20 protein-coding genes are annotated in these 21,598 nt (G+C 70.5%); 16 read left to right on the top strand and 4 right to left on the bottom strand.

All coding sequences use genetic code 11. The annotated features are described in order from the left end of the window. The first annotated feature begins 150 nt into the window (after positions 1 to 150). A complete protein-coding gene (locus AB0G47_RS27435) occupies positions 151 to 855 on the top strand; it encodes an endonuclease V (RefSeq protein WP_360775113.1) in 705 nt (234 codons plus the stop codon). Positions 856 to 881: 26 nt separating this feature from the next. On the opposite strand, the gene AB0G47_RS27430 is transcribed toward AB0G47_RS27435, so the two are convergent. Then, entirely contained in the window at positions 882 to 2,111 is a 1,230-nt protein-coding gene (locus AB0G47_RS27430) for a saccharopine dehydrogenase NADP-binding domain-containing protein (RefSeq protein ID WP_360775110.1), read from the bottom strand. Positions 2,112 to 2,193: 82 nt separating this feature from the next. Between AB0G47_RS27430 and AB0G47_RS27425 the strand changes: the two genes are divergently transcribed. Next, a complete protein-coding gene (locus tag AB0G47_RS27425; RefSeq protein ID WP_266872378.1) occupies positions 2,194 to 2,595 on the top strand; it encodes an MmcQ/YjbR family DNA-binding protein in 402 nt (133 codons plus the stop codon). A 35-nt stretch (positions 2,596 to 2,630) separates the two neighbouring features. Here AB0G47_RS27425 and AB0G47_RS27420 read toward each other — a convergent pair whose 3' ends face one another. Then, positions 2,631 to 3,080 carry a DUF523 domain-containing protein gene (locus tag AB0G47_RS27420; RefSeq protein WP_360775105.1) on the bottom strand — a complete coding sequence of 150 codons (450 nt, stop codon included), beginning with the start codon at positions 3,078 to 3,080 and terminating at the stop codon, positions 2,631 to 2,633. Between the two features lie 146 nt (positions 3,081 to 3,226). On the opposite strand from AB0G47_RS27420, the gene AB0G47_RS27415 reads away from it, so the two are divergent. From AB0G47_RS27415 to AB0G47_RS27390, 6 genes are all read left to right on the top strand, one after another. Further along, entirely contained in the window at positions 3,227 to 4,381 is a 1,155-nt protein-coding gene (locus AB0G47_RS27415) for a CaiB/BaiF CoA-transferase family protein (protein ID WP_360775103.1), read from the top strand. Next, complete coding sequence (locus AB0G47_RS27410) at positions 4,381 to 5,406, top strand: LLM class F420-dependent oxidoreductase (RefSeq protein ID WP_360775100.1); 1,026 nt, start codon at positions 4,381 to 4,383, stop codon at positions 5,404 to 5,406. Before AB0G47_RS27415 ends, AB0G47_RS27410 begins: the two co-directional genes overlap by 1 nt. A gap of 10 nt (positions 5,407 to 5,416) precedes the next feature. Beyond that, positions 5,417 to 6,559: an acyl-CoA dehydrogenase family protein gene (locus AB0G47_RS27405; RefSeq protein ID WP_360775097.1), complete on the top strand. Its 1,143-nt coding sequence runs from the start codon at positions 5,417 to 5,419 to the stop codon at positions 6,557 to 6,559. A gap of 62 nt (positions 6,560 to 6,621) precedes the next feature. Then, positions 6,622 to 7,842 (top strand): acetyl-CoA C-acetyltransferase, encoded by a 1,221-nt coding sequence (locus AB0G47_RS27400; protein ID WP_360775094.1) that lies wholly within the window; start codon positions 6,622 to 6,624, stop codon positions 7,840 to 7,842. Positions 7,843 to 8,095: 253 nt separating this feature from the next. Further along, positions 8,096 to 10,267, top strand: coding sequence for a 3-hydroxyacyl-CoA dehydrogenase NAD-binding domain-containing protein (locus AB0G47_RS27395; RefSeq protein ID WP_360775091.1), 2,172 nt, complete (start codon positions 8,096 to 8,098; stop codon positions 10,265 to 10,267). Between the two features lie 154 nt (positions 10,268 to 10,421). After that, positions 10,422 to 11,099 carry a hypothetical protein gene (locus AB0G47_RS27390; RefSeq protein WP_360775088.1) on the top strand — a complete coding sequence of 226 codons (678 nt, stop codon included), beginning with the start codon at positions 10,422 to 10,424 and terminating at the stop codon, positions 11,097 to 11,099. Positions 11,100 to 11,121: 22 nt separating this feature from the next. On the opposite strand, the gene AB0G47_RS27385 is transcribed toward AB0G47_RS27390, so the two are convergent. Beyond that, positions 11,122 to 11,856: a MerR family transcriptional regulator gene (locus AB0G47_RS27385; RefSeq protein WP_360775154.1), complete on the bottom strand. Its 735-nt coding sequence runs from the start codon at positions 11,854 to 11,856 to the stop codon at positions 11,122 to 11,124. 149 nt (positions 11,857 to 12,005) lie between these two features. On the opposite strand from AB0G47_RS27385, the gene AB0G47_RS27380 reads away from it, so the two are divergent. From AB0G47_RS27380 to AB0G47_RS27345, 8 genes are all read left to right on the top strand, one after another. Next, positions 12,006 to 13,817: an AMP-dependent synthetase/ligase gene (locus AB0G47_RS27380; RefSeq protein ID WP_360775086.1), complete on the top strand. Its 1,812-nt coding sequence runs from the start codon at positions 12,006 to 12,008 to the stop codon at positions 13,815 to 13,817. A 180-nt stretch (positions 13,818 to 13,997) separates the two neighbouring features. Next, the gene (locus AB0G47_RS27375) at positions 13,998 to 15,464 is read left to right on the top strand and encodes an amino acid permease (RefSeq protein WP_360775083.1); all 1,467 of its coding nucleotides are present in this window, start codon (positions 13,998 to 14,000) and stop codon (positions 15,462 to 15,464) included. Between the two features lie 43 nt (positions 15,465 to 15,507). After that, positions 15,508 to 15,987 carry a macro domain-containing protein gene (locus AB0G47_RS27370; RefSeq protein ID WP_360775082.1) on the top strand — a complete coding sequence of 160 codons (480 nt, stop codon included), beginning with the start codon at positions 15,508 to 15,510 and terminating at the stop codon, positions 15,985 to 15,987. Positions 15,988 to 16,081: 94 nt separating this feature from the next. Then, positions 16,082 to 16,561 carry a hypothetical protein gene (locus AB0G47_RS27365; protein ID WP_360775079.1) on the top strand — a complete coding sequence of 160 codons (480 nt, stop codon included), beginning with the start codon at positions 16,082 to 16,084 and terminating at the stop codon, positions 16,559 to 16,561. Between the two features lie 248 nt (positions 16,562 to 16,809). Next, positions 16,810 to 17,589, top strand: coding sequence for an alpha/beta hydrolase (locus AB0G47_RS27360; RefSeq protein WP_360775077.1), 780 nt, complete (start codon positions 16,810 to 16,812; stop codon positions 17,587 to 17,589). A 120-nt stretch (positions 17,590 to 17,709) separates the two neighbouring features. Continuing rightward, a complete protein-coding gene (locus AB0G47_RS27355; RefSeq protein WP_360775075.1) occupies positions 17,710 to 18,612 on the top strand; it encodes an oxygenase MpaB family protein in 903 nt (300 codons plus the stop codon). A 9-nt stretch (positions 18,613 to 18,621) separates the two neighbouring features. Then, positions 18,622 to 19,296, top strand: a complete 675-nt coding sequence (locus AB0G47_RS27350) for a helix-turn-helix domain-containing protein (protein ID WP_360775072.1) — start codon at positions 18,622 to 18,624, stop codon at positions 19,294 to 19,296. 57 nt (positions 19,297 to 19,353) lie between these two features. Then, positions 19,354 to 19,851, top strand: coding sequence for a DUF3291 domain-containing protein (locus tag AB0G47_RS27345; protein ID WP_360775069.1), 498 nt, complete (start codon positions 19,354 to 19,356; stop codon positions 19,849 to 19,851). Positions 19,852 to 19,913: 62 nt separating this feature from the next. On the opposite strand, the gene AB0G47_RS27340 is transcribed toward AB0G47_RS27345, so the two are convergent. Continuing rightward, a complete protein-coding gene (locus AB0G47_RS27340) occupies positions 19,914 to 21,416 on the bottom strand; it encodes a M1 family metallopeptidase (RefSeq protein ID WP_360775067.1) in 1,503 nt (500 codons plus the stop codon). Between the last annotated feature and the right edge of the window lie 182 nt (positions 21,417 to 21,598).

Genomic DNA, 21,598 nt, shown 5'->3' with positions numbered 1-21,598 from the left:
CGGTTTTTCGCTTTCTGGCCGCCTCTATAGAGTCCTCTCACCCTCACATCTGTCGCGACCCGGCGGGGGGGCGCCCCGCCGCGGGGGGCCCCCCCCCCCCGTCCGGGCGTCGGGGCCGGTGCGGCCGCGGGAAACTACGCTGGCCGCACCATGACTACCTACGCCACACCCGCGCCCACCCCCGCCGACTGGCCCACCGACGAGGCATCCGCCCGCGCCGTCCAGGACGGACTGCGCCCCCGGGTCGTCCTCGACGAAGCGGGACCGCCGCCCGGCACCGGGCACATCACGGGAGTCGACGTCGCCTACGACGACGAGCGGGACGTCGTGGCCGCCGCGCTCGTCGTCCTGGACGGGGCGACGCTCGACGTGGTCGAGGAGGCGACCGCCGTGGGCCGCGTTGCCTTCCCCTACGTGCCGGGACTCCTCGCCTTCCGCGAGATCCCCACCGTCCTCGCGGCCCTCGGCGACCTCAAGACCGCCCCCGGCCTCCTCGTCTGCGACGGCTACGGCATCGCGCACCCCCGGCGCTTCGGCCTGGCAAGCCACCTCGGTGTGCTCACCGGACTGCCCACCATCGGCGTCGCCAAGAACCCCTTCACGTTCTCGTACGACGCCCCGGACGCACCCCGGGGCAGCGCGGCGCCGCTGCTCGACGGCACGGACGAGATCGGCCGCGCCCTGCGCACCCGCGAGGGCGTCAAGCCGGTCTTCGTCTCCGTCGGCCACCGGGTGAGCCTCGACAACGCCTGCGCGCACACCCTGCGCCTCACGCCGCGCTACCGGCTCCCGGAGTCGACCAGGCGGGCGGACGCGCTGTGCCGCAAGGCGCTGCGGGAGGCCACAGCGGGCTGAGCGGGCGGCGCGCCACCCGGAACGCGCTACAGGGCAGCGGCCACCCGGAACGTGATGCCCGCCGCCGTGAGGCGCGACGTCAGCGCCTCACCCATGGCGACCGCGGTGGTCACCTGTCCGGCCACCGCGGGCAGGTCGTCGTCGAGCGCCAGGCACAGCGCCCCCTCGCCCAGGATCTTCGCCGTCTCGTCGTACCCCGGGTCGCCGCCGGAGACCTCGGTGAACACCCGCTGTCCGCCGCCCTCGCCGACGAACCGCACGGAGAACCAGCTCTTGGCCCGCCGCTCGGCGCTGGGCCCCTCGCCCGGCTTGAGCCGGTCCGACAACCACCGCCGCGCGGGCGGCAGTTGCGCGGCCGCCGCCAGAGCGCCGACGGCCGCAACGCCGCCCACCGCGAACGGCAGCGTCTTCACGGCCGCGTAGTGCCGGTAGCGGAAGTCGGGGCCGTACCGCTCAAGTGCCCGCGCCGAGCGCTGCACCACCTGCGCGTCGATCGTCGGCAGCGGCAGCGCCCACGCGCCGACCTCGCCCGCGTACCGGGGAGCGCTCGTCGGGGCGTACGCCTTGCGGCCCACCAGGCGCGGCTCGTGACGCCGGCGGTCCCGCGCGGCGGCCATCATCTGCGGACCCCGCGCGAACTGGTTGAGCGCGGAGGCGAACGTGCCCCCGGAGAACGTGGCATGGGTGCGTACGAACCCGTCGACGCGCAGCGGCACCCCCTCGGGCAGCTGCCGCACCGTGAAGTAGGCGCCCAGGTCGTGCGGGACCGAGTCGAAGCCGCAGGCGTGCACGAGGCGGGCGCCGGTCTCCCGCGCGCGGGCGTCGTGGCGCACGTACATGAGGTCGACGAACTCAGGCTCCCCGGTGAGGTCCAGATAGTCCGTGCCCGCCTCCGCGCACGCGGCGACGAGTTCCTGGCCGTACGTGATGTACGGGCCGACGGTCGTGGCCACCACGCGCGCGTGGGCGGCGAGTTCCCGCAGGGACGCGGGGTCGGCCACGTCCGCGTGGAGGAGCGGGAGCCCGGCACAGGCCGGGTGCGTGCCGGTCAGCCGCTCCCGCAACTGCTCCAGCTTCCCCTTGTCGCGCCCCGCGATCGCCCAGCGCAGTCCTTCGGGCGCATGCGCGGCGAGATACTCCGCGGTGAGCGCGCCCACGAAGCCGGTCGCTCCGAAGAGCACGATGTCGTATGTGCGGTCCTTCGTGCGGTTCTTCGTGCGGTTCTTCGTACGTTCCTTGCCGTTCTGACTGCTCATGGCACCTCTCCGCCGTCACCCCGCGCCGTTGTCGGTGGCTGAGGCTAGCGTGAGTTCAGGGACGACGTACCAGGAGGTAACCATGGCCGTCGCGAAGAGCGGGCCTTCGAAGGGCGCCCTGACCAAGTGGACGCGCGTGCGGGACTTCGCTCTGGGCATGCCGGGCGCCACCGAGGACTTCCCGTGGGGCGAGACCGTCGCCAAGGTCAACAAGAAGGTGTTCGTCTTCCTCGGTATGGACGACGGCAGCTATCCCCTCGGCATCACCGTCAAGCTCAAGGAGGAGGAGCAGCATGCGCACGCCCTGACCGCACCGGGCGCCGAGCCCGCCGGGTACGGTCTGGGCAAGGCGGGCTGGGTGACCATCCCGCTGGAGGAGAAGGGCGCACCGTCGGCCGCGCTGCTCTGCGACTGGGTGGAGGAGAGCTACCGCGTGATCGCCACGAAGAAGCTGGTGGCGGAGCTGGACGGCCGCGCCCGGTGAGCCTCGCCCACTGAGCCCCGGAGCACCGTCGCGCGTCACACCCCGGGAGCCGCCCGCACGGCGATCCCGTTCCGCTCGAACAGCGCGGCCGTCACCCCGTCGCCCGCCACCAGCTCCCCGCCGAACGACCCGTCGTGGACCAGGCCGCGCCCGCACGAGGGGCTGCGCGGCATCAGCAGCGCCTCGGTGCAGCCGTGGGCGCGCGCCGCGGCGAGCGCACGCCGCGCGCCCGCCACGAACTCCGCCGTCACATCACGTCCCGTGTCCTCGACGACTCGTGCCGTCCCGTCGAGCACGTCGTGACCGTCACCGCCGACGAGCTCGGCCGGGCGGCGCGGGGTCGGCAGGCCGCCCGCCGCCTCCGGGCAGAAGGACACGACCTCGCGTCCCGCGACCGCCACGTCGATTTCCGGCGAAGCCTTGTCGCGGCCGTCGAACCGGCACGGCACCCCGCGTAGACACGCGCTGACCAGTACGGAATCCATGAGTCCCAGGTTAGGCGCGGCACGGCCTGTCCGTGGGCCGGTCGTGGAATTGTCTAAGCGCTTGCTTGCTAGGGTCTTGTGCAGAGTGGAACACGTTCTTAGCATCACTGGTGTTACATCAGTTGTGTCACAGAGCTGGGGGCTCAATGGCAGTGCCGGACAAGGGCGTTCACGGTCCACTCGCCGGAGTGCGCGTGGTGGAGCTCGCGGGCATCGGGCCGGGCCCGTTCGCGGCCATGCTCCTGGCCGACCTCGGCGCCGATGTCGTACGCGTCGACCGGCCGGGCGGCGGCGCTCTCGCGATCAATCCCGAGTACGACATCACCAACCGCAACAAACGGTCCGTGATCGTCGACCTCAAGGCGGCTGACGGCGCGGACCGCGTCCTCGACCTGGTCGAGCGCGCCGACGTCCTCATCGAGGGCTACCGCCCCGGCGTCGCCGAGCGCCTGGGCGTCGGGCCCGCCGACTGCCACGCCCGCAACCCGAAGCTCGTCTACGGACGGATGACCGGCTGGGGGCAGGAGGGCCCGCTCGCCCAGCGCGCCGGGCACGACATCGCGTACATCGCGATCACCGGCACCCTCGGCATGATCGGCGCCCCCGACGAGCCGCCCACCGTCCCGGCGAACCTCGTCGGCGATTACGCGGGCGGCTCGCTCTACCTGGTCGTCGGCATCCTTGCCGCGCTCAACCACGCGCGCGTGCACGGCACCGGGCAGGTCGTGGACGCCGCGATCGTCGACGGCACCGCGCATCTCACCTCGATGATCCACGGCATGCTCGCGGCCGGCGGCTGGCAGGACCGGCGGGGCGCCAACCTCCTGGACGGCGGCTGCCCGTTCTACGGCAACTACGAGACCGCGGACGGCGGGTACATGGCCGTCGGCGCTCTGGAGCAGCAGTTCTACGACGAGTTCGTCGCGCTGCTCGGGCTGCCGGACCAGGCGCCGCCGCGCAAGGACATCGCGCGCTGGGGCGATCTGCGGGAGGCCGTCGCGGCCCGCTTCAAGGAGCGCACGCGCGACGAGTGGACGGCCGTCTTCGAGGGATCGGATGCGTGCGTGGCCCCGGTGCTCTCGTTGCGCGAAGCCCCTGCCCACCACCACCTCGCCGCCCGCGGCACCTTCGTCGACCACGGCGGGATCACCCAGCCGGCGCCCGCGCCCCGCTTCTCCGCGACCCCGACAGACATCCGCCGCGGCCCCGCACAGGCGGGCGCCGACACCGCGGACGTGGCCCGCGACTGGGACGTACCGGCGCTCGCCCCGACCGACGTACCGACGAAGGAAGCCGACTGATGCAGCTCTCCACACCGCTCGCCTACGAGGGCGACGCGCGGCAGGCCGCCGACGACGTGGCGGCCCTGGAGTCCGCCGGTCTGGACGCCGTCTGGGTCGCCGAGGCGTACGGCTTCGACTCGCCCACCATCATGGGCTACCTGGCCGCACGCACCGAGCGCATGCGGATCGGCGCCGCGATCCTCAACGTCTACTCGCGCACCCCCGCCCTCATCGCCCAGACGGCCGCGGGACTCGACGCGGTCTCCGGCGGCCGGGCGATCATCGGGCTCGGCGCATCGGGCCCGCAGGTCGTCGAGGGCTGGCACGGCAGGCCCTACGACAAGCCGCTCGCCCGCACCCGCGAGGCGATCGAGCTGACCCGCCGCATCCTGCGCCGCGAGGTGATCGACCACCACGGCGTCACGGACATGCCGCTGCCCCCGGAGAAGGGCGGCAGGCTGGGCAAACCGCTGAAGATCCTCACCAAGCCGGTGCGCTCCGAAGTGCCGCTGTACATCGCGTCCCTTGGCCCGGCGAACGTCCGGATGACCGCCGAGATCGCCGACGGCTGGCTGCCCACCCTGTTCATCCCGGAAAAGGCCCACCAGGTGTGGGGCGCCGCGCTCGCCGAGGGCAAGGAGAAGCGCGATCCGGCGCTCGGACCCTTGCAGACGGTCGCCGGCGGGCTGCTCGCCATCGGTGCGGACGCGGCCGCCGCACGCGATCTGGCGCGCCCCAAAATCGCCCTCTACGTAGGCGGCATGGGCGCCCCGGGGAAGAACTTCTACAACGACGTCGCGGTCGCGTACGGCTACGAGCGGGAGGCCGCGCGCATCCAGGAGCTGTATCTGTCGGGCCGCAAGAAGGAAGCCGAGGCGGCGGTCCCCGACGAGTTCTGCGAGCTCATGTCGCTGTGCGGGCCCGCCGGTTACGTACGCGAGCGCGTCGAGGCCTTCCGCGAGGCGGGCGTCACGATGCTCAACGTCATTCCCGTCGGCCCCGAGCCGGCCAAGTGGATCGAGACCGTCAAGGGCTGGCTCTAGGAGGCCATAGGTGAAGCGTCAGATCTTCTCCGCCGAACACGAAGCGTTCCGCGAGACCGTCCGCACCTTCCTGGCCAAGGAAGTGCTGCCCCACTACGAGGAGTGGGAGAAGGACGGCATCGTCAGCCGTGACGCCTGGCGGGCGGCGGGCAAGCAGGGGCTCCTCGGGCTCGCCGTCCCCGAGGAGTACGGCGGCGGCGGGAACGCCGACTTCCGCTACAGCGCCGTCATCGCCGAGGAGTTCACGCGCGCGGGCGCGCCCGGCCTCGCGATCGGCCTGCACAACGACATCATCGGCCCGTACCTGACCTCGCTGGCCACCGACGAGCAGAAGCGGCGCTGGCTGCCCGGCTTCTGCTCCGGCGAGATCGTCACGGCCATCGCGATGACCGAGCCGGGCGCGGGCTCCGACCTCCAGGGCATCCGCACCACCGCCACCGACGAGGGCGACCACTGGCTGCTCAACGGCTCCAAGACGTTCATCTCGAACGGCATCATCGCCGACCTCGTGATCGTCGTCGCCAAGACGACACCGGAGGGCGGCGCCAAGGGCCTGTCCCTCCTTGTCGTCGAGCGCGGCATGGAGGGCTTCGAGCGCGGCCGCAACCTCGACAAGATCGGCCAGAAGTCCCAGGACACCGCCGAGTTGTTCTTCAACGACGTACGCGTCCCCAAGGAGAACCTCCTCGGCGAGTTGGACGGCGCGTTCATCCACCTGATGACGAACCTCGCGCAGGAGCGCATGGGCATCGCCGTCGCCGGGATCGCCGCCGCCGAGTACCTCCTGGAGATCACCACGACGTACGTCAAGGAGCGCGAGGCGTTCGGGCGCCCGCTCTCCAAGCTCCAGCACATCCGCTTCGAGATCGCCGAGATGGCGACCGAGTGCGCGGTCACCCGTACGTTCCTCGACCGCTGCATCGTCGATCACTCGAACGGGGAACTCGACGCGGTGCACGCCTCGATGGCCAAGTGGTGGGCCACCGAACTGCAGAAACGCGTCGCCGACCGCTGCCTCCAACTGCACGGCGGATACGGCTACATGACCGAGTACCGCGTCGCCAGGGCCTTCACCGACGGACGCATCCAGACGATCTACGGAGGCACGACCGAGATCATGAAGGAGATCATCGGCCGCTCCCTGCTCGCCTGAGCCCGTCCGGCCTTCAGCCTCCCCTCACCTCACCCTCACGTTCCATGCGAAAGGCCTCCGTCTTGACCACCGAAGCGTACGTATACGACGCGATCCGCACCCCGCGCGGACGCGGCAAGGCCAATGGCGCCCTGCACGGCACCAAGCCGATCGATCTCGTCGTCGGGCTCATCCACGAGATCCGTGCCCGGTTCCCCGGCCTGGACCCGGCGGCCGTCGACGACATCGTCCTCGGTGTGGTGGGCCCCGTCGGCGACCAGGGCTCCGACATCGCGCGCATCGCGGCCATCGCCGCCGGGCTCCCCGACACCGTCGCGGGCGTCCAGGAGAACCGCTTCTGCGCCTCGGGTCTGGAAGCGGTCAACATGGCCGCGATGAAGGTGCGTTCGGGCTGGGAGGACCTCGTCCTCGCGGGCGGCGTCGAGTCGATGTCGCGCGTTCCGATGGCCTCGGACGGCGGCGCCTGGTTCGCCGACCCGATGACCAACTACGAGACGGGTTTCGTGCCGCAGGGCATCGGCGCCGACCTGATCGCCACCGTCGAGGGCTACACCCGGCGTGACGTCGACGAGTACGCGGCCCTGTCCCAGGAGCGCGCCGCGGCCGCCTGGAAGGACAACCGCTTCGAGCGGTCCGTCGTGCCGGTGAAGGACCGCAGCGGCCTGGTCGTCCTCGACCACGACGAGCACATGCGTCCGGGCACCACCGCCGACTCGCTCGCCAAGCTGAAGCCGTCCTTCAAGGACATCGGCGACCTCGGCGGCTTCGACGCCGTCGCGCTGCAGAAGTACCACTGGATCGAGCAGATCGACCACGTCCACCACGCGGGCAACTCCTCCGGCATCGTCGACGGCGCCGCGCTGGTGGCCATCGGCTCGAAGGAGGTCGGCGAGCGCAACGGCCTCACGCCGCGTGCCCGGATCGTCTCCGCGGCCGTCTCCGGCTCCGAGCCGACCATCATGCTCACCGGCCCCGCGCCTGCCGCCCGCAAGGCGCTCGCCAAGGCCGGTCTGACCATCGACGACATCGACCTCGTCGAGATCAACGAGGCCTTCGCGGCGGTGGTGCTGCGCTTCGTGAAGGACATGGGCCTTTCGCTGGACAAGGTGAACGTCAACGGCGGCGCGATTGCGTTGGGGCATCCCTTGGGCGCGACCGGGGCGATGATCCTGGGCACGCTGGTGGACGAGCTGGAGCGGCGGGACCTGCGGTACGGGCTTGCCACGCTGTGCGTCGGCGGAGGCATGGGCATCGCCACGATCGTGGAACGGGTCTCCGGCTAAGCGCCGGTGGGGCTGTTGACCGTTGCCGACTGCCTGTCTCGTCGTGGCTGATCGCGCAGTTCCCCGCGCCCCTGAAAGCTGCGGCTTCGCCGCGCTTTCCCCTGAGGGAGACGGCGCACGAAGTGCGCGTCTCCCTCAGGGGCGCGGGGAACTGCGCGAGCAACCCACCACGATCCGCAGACGGCAACGGACATGTCGGCCCACCCCAGTAGCCGCCCACCCCGACCGCAACAGACTTCACGGAGACAAGACCATGACCGAAAGCACCACTATCCGCTGGGAAATGGACGCCACCGGCATCCTCACCCTCGTCCTCGACGACCCCAACCAGTCCGCGAACACCATGAACCAGGCGTTCAAGGACTCCATCGCGGCGATCGCCGACCGCGCGGAGGCCGAGCAGGACTCCATCCGCGGCATCATCTACACCTCCGCCAAGAAGACCTTCTTCGCGGGCGGTGACCTGAAGGAAATGATGCAGGTCGGCCCCGAGAACGCCCAGGCGGCGTTCGAGACGGGCACCGCCATCAAGGGCTCCCTGCGCCGCATCGAGACCCTGGGCAAGCCCGTCGTCGCCGCCATCAACGGCGCCGCCCTGGGCGGCGGTTACGAGATCGCCCTGGCCAGCCACCACCGCGTCGCGCTCGACGCGCCCGGCTCCAAGATCGGTCTGCCCGAGGTCACCCTCGGCCTGCTCCCGGCGGGCGGCGGCGTGACCCGCACCGTGCGCCTGATGGGCATCGCGGACGCGCTGCTCAAGGTGCTGCTCCAGGGAACCCAGTACAACCCGAAGCGCGCCCTGGAGAACGGCCTCATCCACGAAGTGGCCGCCACCCGCGAGGAGATGATCGAGAAGGCCCGCGCCTTCATCGACGCCAACCCCGAGTCGGCGCAGCCCTGGGACAGGCCCGGCTACAGGATCCCCGGCGGCACCCCGGCCAACCCGAAGTTCGCCGCGAACCTGCCCGCCTTCCCGGCCAACCTCAAGAAGCAGATCAACGGCGCCCCCTACCCGGCCCCGCGCAACATCCTCGCGGCCGCCGTAGAGGGCTCCCAGGTCGACTTCGAGACCGCGCTGACCATCGAGGCCCGCTACTTCACCGAGCTGGTCACCGGGCAGACCGCGAAGAACATGATCCAGGCGTTCTTCTTCGACCTGCAGGCCGTCAACTCCGGCGCCAACCGGCCCAAGGGCATCGAGCCGCGTCCGGTGCGCAAGGCCGCCGTGCTCGGCGCCGGCATGATGGGCGCGGGCATCGCCTACTCGTGCGCCCGCGCGGGCATCGAGGTCGTCCTGAAGGACGTGTCCGCCGAAGCCGCCGCCAAGGGCAAGGCGTACTCCGAGAAGCTGTGTGCCAAGGCGGTGCAGCGGGGACGTACGACCCAGGAGAAGGCCGACGCGCTGCTCGCGCGCATCACGCCGACCGCCGACCCGCAGGACCTCGCGGGCTGCGACGCCGTGATCGAGGCCGTCTTCGAGGACACCGCGCTCAAGCACAAGGTGTTCCAGGAGATCCAGGACATCATCGAGCCGGACGCGCTGCTCTGCTCCAACACCTCGACGCTGCCCATCACCCAGCTCGCCGAGGGCGTCACGCGGCCCGTCGACTTCATCGGCCTGCACTTCTTCTCGCCGGTCGACAAGATGCCGCTCGTCGAGATCATCAAGGGCGAGCGGACCGGGGACGAGGCCCTCGCGCGCGCCTTCGACCTCGTACGCCAGATCAACAAGACACCGATCGTGGTCAACGACTCGCGGGGCTTCTTCACCTCGCGCGTGATCGGGCACTTCATCAACGAAGGCGTCGCGATGATCGGCGAGGGCATCGAGCCCGCCTCCATCGAGCAGGCCGCGGCCCAGGCGGGCTACCCCGCGAAGGTCCTCTCCCTGATGGACGAGCTGACCCTCACCCTGCCGCGCAAGATCCGCAACGAGACGAAGCGCGCCGTCGAGGAGGCCGGCGGCACCTGGGCCGGGCACCCGTCGGACTCCGTCATCGACCGCATGGTCGACGAGTTCGAGCGCCCCGGCCGCAGTGGGGGAGCGGGCTTCTATGAGTACGTGGACGGCAAGCGCGCCGGTCTCTGGCCGGGCCTGCGCGAGCACTTCGCGAAGCCGGGGGCCGGGATCCCCTTCGCGGACATGAAGGAGCGGATGCTCTTCTCCGAGGCGCTCGACACCGTGCGTCTTCTTGAAGAGGGCGTCCTGACGTCCGTCGCCGACGCCAACATCGGCTCCATCTTCGGCATCGGCTTCCCCGGCTGGACCGGTGGCGTGCTGCAGTACATCAACGGCTACGAAGGCGGCCTGCCCGGATTCGTGGCACGCGCGCGTGAGTTGGCCGACCGCTACGGGGAGCGGTTCGCGCCGCCCGCGCTGCTGGTCGAAAAGGCGGACAAGGGCGAGAAGTTCAGCGACGCCTGACCTCGGTCATCTCCCGGGTTCCGCACGCAAGGGGGCGGAACCCGGGACCCCGGTTCCGACGTCGTATCCTGCCGTAGAGCATGATCACGACAAACGGAGGATGACCGCTGTGCGGTTGACAACTGGGGGAACGACGCGAGCGGTAGGCGTCGGAGTGCTTGTCCTTTCGCTCGCCCTTACGGGCTGCGGAGGCAAGAAGAAGAACAAGAAGCACAAGTCGGGTTCGGGATCGTCGAACAGCCGCACCATCGGCGGGGCGACGGGCGGATCCGCGGGCAAGGGCGCCGGTTCACTGAGTGGCGCGGAGGACGCGAAGGCGATCCTGCCGCCCCTCGACACCATGCCCGCCGCCCTGCGCACCGTCTCGACGAAGCCGTACAGCGCCGCCAAGAAGCCGTCGGTGTGCAAGGACCCGAGCGGCAAGTGCAAGGGCGCCGTCGCCAACGGCCAGGTCGGCTACCGCACCAGCGACAAGGCCGAGAGCGCCAGTTACGACCTGATCGTCTACAAGAACGGCACGGCCGCCGAGCGCGCCTTCCACGCCTGGAAGAGCTACGCGGAGAACAACCACCGCGAGCTCAAGGTCCTCGACGGGCCGCCGCAGGGCAACGCGAGCATCACCTACGGGTACACGAACCCCGCGATGAAGACCTCACAACGGATCGTGATCCTCCAGGGCAAGTTCGTCGCCACGCTCGACATCCGGGACAACTCCGGTCAGGCGAACACGCGCAAGGACCTCGAGGTCCTCGCCGAGGTCTACGCCACGCGGATGCTGCAGGTCACGCAGGACGAGACGCCGACCGCCACCGCGGCCAACGTCAAGGTGTAGCCAAGGAGTCCGCGGGAGTGGTTCAGCTGTCCTTGAGCCACTCCCGCAGCTCCTCCTTGAGGGAGCGCTGGAACGCGGTCACCAGGGCCTGCACCACCATCGGCTGCATATGGGCCGACAGGGACCGCATCGCCGCCACGTGCTCCGGGTCCGACTCGCGCTCCCGGTAGGGCCCCCACACCTCGTCGCGGAAGAGCCGGGACAGTTCGTGGGCGGCCGAGCGGGTGTGCTCCATCAGGACCGTGCGCGCCGCGAGGATCGTCTCGTGCGCGATGGGTACGTCGAGCAGCTGCACGCCGAGCCGCAGCAGCCCCGGATCGACGCGGTACGTCCCCTGCGGCTCGGCCCGTGCGACGACACCCATCGCCGCCAGCCGCTCCAGATCCCCGTCGTCAAGCGACCGGCCCGCCCTGCGCTCCAGCTCGGCGCGGTCGATGTCCTCGGACGAGTCGGGTGCCCAAGAGGCCACCACGGCACGGTGGATGGCGAGATCGTGGGCGCTCAGATCGGGCGGCAGCTGCTCCAGGTACCGCTCGATCGCGGCCAGGGTCATGCCCTGGTGCTGCAACTCCTCGATGAGCGCGAGCCGGGACAGATGGTCCCGGCCGTAGTGGCCGACGCGGCGCGGGCCGATGACGGGCGGCGGCAGCAGGCCCTTGGTGCTGTAGAAGCGGATCGTGCGGACGGTGACGCCCGCGCGCGCGGCCAGCTCGTCGACCGTGAGCGTCGGCTCGTCGGTGTCCGACGTCGTCGTCATCGTCATGGCTGCGCATCGCCTCCCCAGATATGCACCCCGTTGTGCACCGAGTTGTGCACCGATCCAGCGCAACAGTATTGCTGTCTCACCACTGTTGTGAAAGCGTCCCGGCCAGTCACTTGCTTCGTCGATGACGCCAGGAGGCGGTCATGACCACGATCCTGCGACTCCCCGGGGAACCCGCCGAAACCACGCTCCCCGCCCTGCTGCTCCGCAATGCCGAGGACCACGGCGACCGCCCCGCACTCTCCTGGCGCACCACCCCCGAAGGGGAGTGGACGACACTGACCTGGCGGGAGGCGCGCCGCAAGGTCGCCGTCCTCGCCGCCGGATACGCGGCGCTCGGCGTACGGCGCGGCGAGCACGTCCTCATGATGATGGGCAACCGCCCCGAACACTGGCTGAGCGACCTCGCCCTCGTGCACCTCGGCGCGGTCCCCGTCACCGTGTACGGCACATCGGCCCCCGAGCAGATAGCGCACATCGCCCGGCACAGCCGCGCCCGCTTCGCGATCGTCGAGGGCGCACGCGAACTGGCCCGCTGGGAGCCCCTCCTGTCGGACGCCACGGCCCCGCTGGAGCGTCTGGTCGTCGTCGAGGCGGCCGATGCGGGCCCGCACCGCACCTACGGCTCCCTGCACGCCACGGGAGGCCGGCTTTTCAACCCGGACGCCTTCGAGAAGGCCTGGCGCGAGTCCCGGGCCGACGATCCGCTCACCGTCGTCTACACATCGGGCACCACCGGCGACCCCAAGGGCGTCCGCATCACGCACCGCAATGTCGTCCTCAACGGCGTCGCCCTGGACTCCGTCGTCGAACTCCCCGACTTCGTGGAGCACATCAGCTACCTCCCCTTCGCGCATGTCGCGGAGCGCATGCTCGGCATCTACCTGCCGGTGTTCCGTGTCTCGCACGTGCACCTGTGCGCGGATCCGAACGCCGTCGCCGCGACCGCGCGCGAGCTGCACCCCGCGCAGTTCTTCGGGGTCCCGCGCGTGTGGGAGAAGCTGGCCGCGTCGGTACGGGCCGCGCTCGCGGGGCTGCCGAAGGAGCAGCAGGAGTCGATCGAGGCGGCGAACGAGGCGGTACGCGCGCGTGTGGCGTACGTGGAGCGCGGCGAGGAACCGCCGGCCGATGTCGAGGCGGCGTACCGCGGGGCCAAGGAGAACGTCCTCGATCCGCTGCTCTCCCTTGCCGGGTTCGACCGCCTGGTGTGGACGGCGAGCGCGGCGGCGTCGATGCCGCTGGACATCGTGCGCTTCTGGGCGGGCTTCGGCCTCGTGATCATGGACGCATGGGGCCTGACGGAGACGACCGGAGTCGTCACCATCAATACCCCGGGTGCCTTCCGGCTCGGATCGGTGGGCAAGCCCCTGGACGGTCTGGAGATCCGCACCGCCGACGACGGCGAGATCCTGGTGCGCGGCGCAACCGTCTTCGACGGCTATCTCCTGCCCGACGGCGGCGTCGATTCGGTCTGTGACGCGGACGGCTGGTTCGCCACCGGCGACGTCGGGCGGATCGACGAGGACGGCTTCCTCTGGCTCACCGACCGCAAGAAGGAACTGATCGTGACCTCGACGGGCAAGAACGTCTCGCCCGCGCTCGTCGAGAACGCCCTCAAGGAGCACCCCCTCATCGGCCAGGCCCTCGTCCACGGCGACGGCCGCTCCTACCTGGTGGCGCTGCTCGTCCTGGACGCCGAAATGGCCCCCGCGTGGGCCGCCGCCCGGGGGATCACGGGCGACCTGATGGCGAGCGAGGCCGTGCGGGACGAGATCGAGCGGGCCGTCGACGCGGCCAACGCCCGTCTCAACCGCACCGAGCAGGTCAAGCGGTACCGGCTCCTCGGCGAGGAGTGGGGCCCGGAGACCGGGGAGCTGACGCCGTCCCTGAAGCTGCGCCGCAGGGTCATCAAGGAGAAGTACAAGGACGCCATCAATGGGCTGTACACCCATTGATCAGCGGCTGTACACCCCCTGCCCACCATGTGAGAAGTGCCGCTATGTGATGTGCGCCACCGCATGTCCGGGGATCTCTGGGGGAAGGTGTCGCGTCGGTCCACGCACTTCAGGGGTGTCGTGGACCGGAGCACATCCGGACCCCGGAGCTCTTCCGGGCACCAGAGAGTAGATCCCCCCGTGAGCAAGGACGCCGTAGATTCGGCCGCCCTGGACGCATCCCGCACAGATGCGTCCCGGGCCCCCGCGGATGCCGGCGACGCCGGTTACAGCAAGGACCTCAAGGCCCGCCACGTCAACATGATCGCGATCGGTGGCGCGATCGGAACCGGACTCTTCCTCGGAGCGGGCGGCCGCCTGCACTCGGCGGGCCCCGCACTCGCCGTCGCGTACCTCGTCTGTGGCATCTTCGCCTTCTTCGTCGTACGCGCCCTCGGCGAGCTGGTCATCTACCGGCCGTCGTCCGGTTCGTTCGTCTCGTACGCGCGTGAGTTCCTCGGCGAGAAGGGCGCCTACGTCGCCGGCTGGATGTACTTCCTCAACTGGTCGACCACCGGCATCGCCGACATCACCGCGATCGCGCTCTACACGCACTACTGGAGCTTCTTCACCGACATCCCGCAGTGGGTGCTCGCGCTGATCGCCCTCGCCGTCGTCCTCGTGATCAACCTGATCTCGGTGAAGATCTTCGGCGAGATGGAGTTCTGGTTCGCGATCGTCAAGGTCGCGGCCCTCGTCGCCTTCATGCTGATCGGCATCTTCCTGCTGGTCACCCAGCACGACGTCGGCGGGCAGACGCCCGGCCTGAGCGTGATCACCGACAACGGCGGCTTCCTGCCGCACGGCATCATGCCGGTCGTGATCGTGATGCAGGGCGTCGTCTTCGCGTACGCCTCGCTGGAGCTGGTCGGCGTCGCGGCGGGCGAGACCGCCGAGCCGCAGAAGGTCGTCCCGCGCGCGGTGAACTCCATCATGTGGCGCGTCGGCCTCTTCTACGTCGGCTCCGTCATCCTCCTCGCGCTGCTGCTCCCCGGGTCGGTGTACTCGGCGGACCAGAGCCCGTTCGTGACGGTCCTTTCCAAGATCGGCGTCCCGGCGGCCGGTGACGTGATGAACCTGGTGGTCCTCACGGCCGCGATGTCGTCGCTGAACTCGGGCCTGTACTCCACGGGCCGCATCCTGCGCTCGATGGCGATGGCCGGTTCGGCGCCGAAGTTCACCGCGAAGATGAACAAGAGCCAGGTCCCCTACGGCGGCATCCTGCTCACCTCCGCGGTGTGCGTGCTCGGCGTCGGCCTCAACTTCCTGATGCCGAGCCAGGCCTTCGAGATCGTCCTGAACGTGGCATCCCTGGGCATCATCAGCACCTGGGTGATCATCATGATCTGTCACCTGGCGTTCGTCCGCCGCGCCAAGGAGGGCCTGCTCACCCGGCCCGGCTTCCGGCTCCCGGGCAGCCCGGTCACGGAGATCGTCACGATCGTGTTCCTCCTCTCCGTCCTCGCCCTGATGTGGAAGGACCCCGAGGTCGGCCGCAAGACGCTCTACCTCATCCCGATCATCGCCGCGGCGCTGGTCGCGGGCTGGTACGCGATCCGCCGCAACGTGGACCGCGAGGCCGAGACCCTCATGAAGGCCGGCAAGTAACAACGCGCGGGCCACTGTCAGTGGCAACGCCTACGGTGGCGTCATGTCGGAGATCACGTATGTCCGGGGTGACGCCACCGTTCCGTTCGGCAAGGGCACCAAGCTGATCGCCCATGTCTGCAACGACCTGGGCGGCTGGGGCAAGGGCTTCGTCGTCGCGGTGTCGCGCCGCTGGCCCGAGCCGGAGACGGCGTACCGCCGGTGGCACCGGGAGCGCGCCAAGAACGACTTCGGCCTGGGCGCCGCCCAGTTCGTCCAGGTCGGACCGCTCCTGTGGGTGGCCAACATGATCGGCCAGCACGGCATGCGCACCGGCAGCAAGGGCGTCCCCGTGCGCTACGAGGCAATCGACACGGCCCTGTGCAAGCTCGCCGACAAGGCAGCCGAACTCGACGCCTCCGTACACATGCCGCGCATCGGCTGCGGACTCGCGGGCGGCAAGTGGTCCCGGGTCGAGCCGCTGATAGCCGAGCGGCTCACGGCCCGCGGAATCGCCGTGACGGTGTACGACTTCGGGGACTGAGCCCCCGTGCGCCCTCGGTCTGGCGTGATGAGCCTCACCCAACTCCCTTGCAGATGTGCGTTGTTGTGCACGGATGAGCGGGTAGGTCACCGGCATGCAGCTCATCGCGATGAACCTGGGACCCCTCAAGCCGGATCCTCAACACGTCGTTGCCGCAGCCGTGCTGTTCGGCTCCGTCTTCTTCCTGGTCAGGCGCATTCTGCCGCGCATCGACCGCGTACTCGAAGTCCGCGCCGGGTTCTTCGAAGAAATCACCGGCGGACATGCGGCCGAGCTGCGCAGCGATGCCGAGCGGATACGCGAGAAGCGGGAGGAGCTGCTCGCCGAAGCCCGCCACGACGCGGCACTGGTGCGCCAGCGGGCCCGCGAGGAAGGCGCCGCCCTGATCGCCGCCGCCCGCGAGGACGGCGTGCGCGAGCGCGACGAGCTCGTGGCGTCCGGCCAGACCAGAATCGAGACCGAGCGCGCATCGGCGGAGGCCGAACTGCGCGGCCAGGTCTCCGAGCTGGCGTCGGCCCTCGCGAGCAGGATCGTGGGCGAGCCGATCCCGGCACGGACGGCGACGGGCCGCTAGCGGGGCGCCCCGAGAGGGGCGCGGGGCTGTGACATGTGCGGCTCCGCCGCGTGGGCGCGACCAGCCACGACGACGGGTTCGGGTCGGTAGGTGCGGGAGCGCCCCGAAGGGGCGCGGGGAACTGCGCGAGCAACCAGAACGCATCCGCAGTCGCGCACGGCGTGCCGCCCCGGCGCATGGGCGCACCGCACCACAGGTCGACCGAGTTCTGCCTGGCGGCAACCCCCATGCCACGGCAGGCTCACACCATGGGACAAATGGTGTCGGTCAAGGGCGGCGAGGTATGGGCCGAGGACTCCGGCGGCAACGGATTGCCGCTGATCCTGCTGCACCCGGGCGTCGCAGACTCCCGCATCTGGGACGGGATCCTGCCGCGCCTCACCGAGCGGCACCGCGTCATCCGCTACGACGCGCGCGGCTACGGCAGGTCGCCGGCCCCGACCGCCGCGTTCTCGCTGGCCGAGGATCTCGGCGCGGTGCTCGACCACTTCCGGATCGACCGCGCCGTCCTCGCCGGGTCCAGCATGGGCGGGGCCACGGCCATCAGCCTCGCGCTCGACGACCCGGCGCGGGTCGCGGGTCTCGCCCTGGTGGTGCCGGGCATCACCGGCCGCTCCGACCTCTTCACCGAGGAGTTCATGGCCGAGTTCGTCAGGCTGGCGGAGGCAGGCGACATGGAAGGCCTGGTGAGCATGCTGATGCACAGCTCGGCGGCGGCCGGCACCGGCTACGACGACGAGGCAAGGGCGCACCTCCTCGCGGTCCTCCCGGCGTGGTTCGCCACCCAGCCGCACAACGTGCCCGACCCGCCGGCCTTCGACCGCCTCGGCGAGCTGAACGTGCCGTGCGCCCTCGCCCTGGGGGAGCTGGACCAGCCCTCGGTGGTCCGCTGCAACGAGGAGATGGCCGAACGCATCCCCGGCTGCCGCCTGGTGCGCCTGCGCGCCAGCGACCACTTCCCGACGCTGCGCGAGCCGGACGCGGTCACGGACCTCATCCTGCAGACACACGCGGCGGCCGCGGGCTGAGCGATCCCCACCGCGGCCCCCGACTCCCGGAGCCCGCCTCGGCCAGGGCCGTCGCATACTGGAACACGTACATACCGGGCACCGGCCGGCCGGGTCGGGTCACCCTCCGGGAGTCGTGTGATGCCACGCCGCCAGACCGTCCCCGAGCCGCCACCACCCGGCGGGATCCTGTGGGACATCGCCGGTGACGTCCGCGCCCTGCTCGCCCTGCCCGCCGCGCTCACGATGCAGGTCGCGCACCCCGCGGTGGGCGCAGGCGTCGACACGTACTCCGTCTTCCGCACCGACCCCTGGGGACGCGGCGAGCGCTCGCTGCGGTCGCTGCAGACCTGGGTGTACGGCGGCGAGGCCGCGGCCGCTGAGGGCCGCAGGCTCCGTGAGCTGCACAGGGCCATCCAGGGCACGGACGCCCACGGCCGCAGCTACCACGCGCTGACGCCCGCCTATTACGCCTGGGTCCACGCCACCGGATTCCCCGTCTACCGGCATGCGCGGCAGTACTTCGGCCGCCCCTTCACCCCGGCCCAGGAGCGGCAGTTGTACGCGGAGTGGCTCCAGGTGGGCCGCATCCTCGGGATCCACGACCGGGACATGCCGCAGACCCTGGACGAGTTCTGGCCGTACTACGAGAAGGTCCTCGCCGACGAGCTTGAACTGACGGCCGTCGCCGGGGAACTGGTCGCCGTGGACCGCCCGCTCCCGCCGCCCGACCGCGGCCCGCGCGCCCTGCGCCTCGCGCTGCGCACCCTGTGGCCGCTCGTCCTGCCGCCGCTCGCCCGCTTCCGCCGCTTCCTCACGATCGGCCTGATGCCGCCGGACGCGCGGCAGGCCATCGGCCTCCCCTGGACCACGACCCAGGAACGCCGACTGCGCCGCTTCGGACGCGTCGTCCGCACGGTGGCCCCGCTGCTGCCGGAACGCCTGCGCTACCTGCCGCTGGCCCGCGAGGCGCGAAGGCAGGAACGCCGTCGCCACGGGAGGCGCACGTCCCGCTCTTCTATCTCCAACCTGCGTTGTTCGTAGAATGGCCCGGTGGAGGACATCGAAGCGATCGCGGCCCTGCAGGATCCGGTGCGGCGTCGCCTGTACGAGTACGTGGCGGCGCAGGGCCGCGAGGTCGGCCGCAACGAGGCCGCGGAGGCGGCAGGCGTCGCGCGCACGCTCGCCGCGCACCATCTGGACAAGCTGACCGAGGCCGGGCTCCTGGAGAGCGGCAGCCGCCGCCTCACGGGCCGTTCGGGGCCGGGGGCGGGCCGTCCCGCCAAGGTGTACACGCGGTCGCGGGCCGAGCGTGCGGTGTCGCTGCCCGCCCGCGACTACCGCACCGCCGCCGAGTTGCTCGCCGAGGCCGCCGAGCAGGCCGGGCTCGACGCCGGGCTCTGCGCGGCCGCGCGCCGCAGGGGCGAGGCTCTGCGCGGCTCGGCGGCGCCCTGTGGTGACCTCGAAGAGGCCATGAAGCTGCTGGCCGATCGCGGCTACGAACCGCACGTGGAAGATGCCGATGAGGAGGGCGCGGGCGTCGTGCGTATGCGCAACTGCCCCTTCCGTGCCGTCGCCGAACGCTTCCCGCCGCTCGTCTGCGGCATGAATCTCGCACTCCTCGAGGGCCTGCTCGGCACGGAAGGACCCGTCCGCGCCCGCATGGACGCCCGTCCGGGGGAGTGCTGCGTGGTGATCGAGCCTTCTGAGGCGCCTAGAACCTTCTGAGCCCTCTAAAAACAATCCTCATTGACATAGAAAAGTGAGCCGTGCTGGGATGAGGCCATGACCGCATCCCCGCACGCCGCCCACCTCGCCCAGCTCAACGTCGCCACGCTCCGCCATCCCCTCGACGACCCGCGCATGGCGCCATTCGTGGAGATGCTCGACCCGGTCAACGCCGCCGCGGACGGCGCGCCCGGCTTCGTGTGGCGGCTCGTCGAGGAGGGGGCGGCCGACGCCACCGAACTGCGCCCCGCGGGCGAGGACGTCATCGTCAACCTGACGGTGTGGCAGACCCAGGAAGCCCTGTGGGACTTCGCCTACCGCAGCGGTCACCTCGAGGTGATGCGACGCCGCCGCGAATTCTTCCAACGGCACGTAGAGGCGCACCTGGTGATGTGGTGGGTCCCCGCAGGGCACCTTCCGACCGTCGAGGAGGCCCTGGAGCGCCTCGCGCACCTGCGGTCGCACGGGCCGACCCCGCGGGCGTTCACGTTCGCCTCGGCGTACACAGTCGAGGAGGCAGAGGTGACGGCGGCGGGCTCGCCCACCCACCGCTGAGCCCTGCCGGGCAATCGGGTGGGTGGGCGGGAGAACATCCGCCGCGAAGCGGCGGTTCAGTCTCAGTGCCCGTGACGGTGACCGTGCACGCCGTTCGTCGCGGCAATGGACTTCCAGGACTTCGGCGCAGCCGAAACCCCCGCGCTGCGCGCGACCCCGGCATCCCGCGCGGCAGGAGCGCCCGGCCGGACCGGCTGATACAGCCACGTGTCGAAGAGGGAAGCCAGCGGCTTCCCGGACACCTTCTCCGCGTACTTCACGAAGTCACCCACCTTCGCGTTGCCGTACGCGTGCTCCTTCGGCCACCCCTTCAGAATCGCCGAGAACGACTTCTCGCCGATCTCGTTGCGCAGCGCCTGCAGGGCCAGCGCCCCACGGTCGTACACGGCGATGTCGAACTGGTTCTCCGGACCCGGGTCGCCCGGCTTGACCTTCCAGAACGGGTCGTCGGCCGGGTGCTGCGCGTACACGTAGTCCGCGAGCTCCTGCGCCGTGCCCTCGCCCTCCTTCTCCGACCAGAGCCACTGGCTGTACCGGGCGAAGCCCTCGTTGATCCAGATGTCCTTCCAGCCGTCCACCGACACGCTGTCGCCGTACCACTGGTGGGCCAGCTCATGCACCACGACCGACACGTTGGCCCCGTTGGCGAACTGCCGCGGGCTGTAGAACGGCCGCGTCTGCGTCTCCAGGGCGAAGCCGCTCGTCACGTTCGGGACGTACCCGCCCAGGGCGTTGAACGGGTACTTGCCGAAGACGGTCTCCAGCCACTCCGCGACCTCGGTGGACCGCTCGATGCTCGCCCGCGCGGCCCCGGCGTTGTCACCGAGATCCTTGCTGTAGGCGTTCAGGACGGGCAGGCCGTCCGCCGTCTTGTCGGTGGTGATGTCGAACTTGCCCACGGCGAGCGTCGCCAGATAGCTGGCCTGCGGCTTGTTCGAGCGCCAGTTGAAGCGCGTCCAGCCGAGCCTCGAACTCTGCGACTGCAGCACGCCGTTGGAGATGGCCTGCGAGCCGTCCGGCACGGAGACCGAGACGTCGTACGTCGCCTTGTCGAGCGGGTGGTCGTTCGACGGGAACCACCAGGCTGCCGACTCCGGCTCCTGCGCGGCGACACCGCCGTCCGGCGTGCGCGCCCAGGCGGTGAAGCCGTTGATCTTCACCTCGGACGGCTTGCCCGCGTAACGGACGACGACGGTGATCGGCGTGCCCTTGGGCAGCCCTGCCGCCGGGGTGATCTCCAACTCCTGCTCGCCGGTGGCCTTGAACGCCGCCTTCTTGCCGTTGACCCGCACCTCGCTGACCTTCAGTCCGAGGTCGAGGTTGAAGCGGGACAGGTCCTGCGTCGTGGTGGCGTTGATGGTCGCCGTGCCTTCGAGCAGGTCGGTCTTCGGCTGGTACTTCAGCCGCAGGTCGTAGTGCGACACGTCGTAGCCGCCGTTGCCGCTCGCCGGGTAATAGGGATCGCCGATACCCGGCGCCCCGGGGGTGAAGTCGGCGGCCGATGCCGGGATCGCCAGCAGCAGAGAGGCCGCGAGCGCGCCCGGGGCGATGAGTCTGCGGTGCACGAGAACTCCAAGTCATAGGGGCACATCGGTAGATGAGTGGTCCGACCTTATTGAGCCCTCCCGCCACGGGTCATGTCCATGGCCGCAGCTGTCACACGATCGCCATTCGGCCGACATGTGCCAATACGCCCCACGAACCTGTCGCCGCCGCGTACTGCCCTCTGTCGCACGGGAGTTGACCG

It is taken from the genome of Streptomyces sp. NPDC021622 (genome assembly GCF_040640795.1).
Classification (GTDB): domain Bacteria; phylum Actinomycetota; class Actinomycetes; order Streptomycetales; family Streptomycetaceae; genus Streptomyces.
This window is presented reverse-complemented; position numbering and strand designations above follow the sequence as displayed.